Raw genomic sequence first — 1,529 nt, 5'->3', positions numbered from 1 at the left:
GATCAGACAGCCCAAGGGCTTTTGCGTCAAGCTGTGAGGGGTTCGACGGCTCTGGCGTGTTGTGGCCAGGCGCGTGCTTCGTCGTATCGAGTGGCTGTCTTCAGGCAGCCGTGCAGGATGCCGACCAGGCGGTTGCTGAGCTGGCGTAGGGCGGAGTTGTGGCTGGCTCCGCGGGTTCGCTGCTTGTCGTAGTAGGCGCGGGCGCCCGATGATCCGGTCAGCGCCGAGAGAGCCTGTGAGTGTAGGGCGTCGGCGAGGCGGTCGTTGCGCACGTAGCGGGCCAGCACGATCCGGCTGCGGCCGGACGCGCGGGTGACCGGGCTGGAGCCGGCATAGTTCTTGCGGGCCTTGGCGCTGGCGTAGCGGTCGGGGTCGTCGCCGAACTCGGCGAGGATTCGGGGACCGTTGACCTCGCCGATTCCGGGCTGGGACAGGTAGATCTCGACGTCGGGGTGCTGGTGGAAGTGCGTATCCACCTGGGCCTCCAGCCGGCCGATCTGCTCGTTCAGGGTGAGCAGCACGGCGGCGATCGCCTGCACCGTGGCGGAGTACGCGGCGTTCAGCGCCTCGGGTTGGGTCAGGTGAGACATCCGAAGCGCGGTCTTGATCTGTTCGGCCTTGGCCGCGGCGTGGTGGCGGCGGGCGCGCTTGAGCGCAGCCGTGATCTGTCCGCCCGTCAGCCGGGCCGCGCGTACCGGGTCCGGTGCCTTGATCAGCAGCTCCAGGGTGTCGGCGCCGGTCAAACCCAACGGCGTGTACGCGTCCAGAGCGGCCGGGAAGAACTCCCGCAACGCCACGCGCAGGCGCAGCAGGTGCCGGGTCCGTTCCCAGATCAGCGTCTGATGCGCCCGAGCGATCACCTTGATCGCTCCCGCCTGCGTGCTGTCACCGGCCATGGCGCGCAGTTGATGACGCTCGGTGCGCACCATGTCGGCGAGGGCGTGCGCGTCGGCGGCGTCGCTCTTGGCCCCCGAGGTGACGTAGCGCTCCTTGAACCGGGCCACCTGCTTGGGATTGAGCCCATACACCTGATAGCCAGCCGCTGCCAGCGCCTGCACCCACAGGCCCCGGTCGGTCTCGATCCCGACCACGACCTGCCCGGGGTCATCGGCCTCGCCCAGATGCTCACCGATCAACTCGTGTAGCCGACCGATCCCGGCCGCCCCCTCCGGCAGCCGCCGCACGGCGAGCTTGCGTCCACTCTCGTCCTGGATCTCCACATCATGGTGATCTTCGGCCCAGTCATCCCCCACGAACAGCAATTACCCGCCCTCCGCTCTACCTGCATGATCAGCAGCCCGCGGGAGAACGCTCGCGCTCTAATGGATCAGTGCTCACGCCCACCGGACGGGCACGCCAGCCCAACAGCAGTCTCGTCTCCCGACCACCGAGCGGGGGCACGGTCTGATCCTAGGACTCACCTGCTCCTGAGGATTGCAGTGCTCACCCGCCGGCGGCTACCGGACCGAGTTTCCGCCAGGACAAGACCGAAATCCTGCACCGACACCAACCCGGTAGCCCCCATTAGA

Annotated in this window: 1 protein-coding gene; it reads right to left on the bottom strand. The window is 68.0% G+C overall.

Annotated elements, in window-relative coordinates:
• Nucleotides 1-26 precede the first annotated feature (26 nt).
• On the bottom strand, nt 27-1,262 hold the full coding sequence (locus ABZS40_RS36660; protein WP_354949327.1) for an IS110 family transposase: 1,236 nt from the start codon (nt 1,260-1,262) through the stop codon (nt 27-29).
• Nucleotides 1,263-1,529 lie beyond the last annotated feature (267 nt).

This window comes from Micromonospora sp. NPDC005324, from assembly GCF_040607155.1.
In the GTDB taxonomy this organism is placed as follows: Bacteria; Actinomycetota; Actinomycetes; order Mycobacteriales; family Micromonosporaceae; genus Micromonospora; species Micromonospora trifolii.
This window is presented reverse-complemented; position numbering and strand designations above follow the sequence as displayed.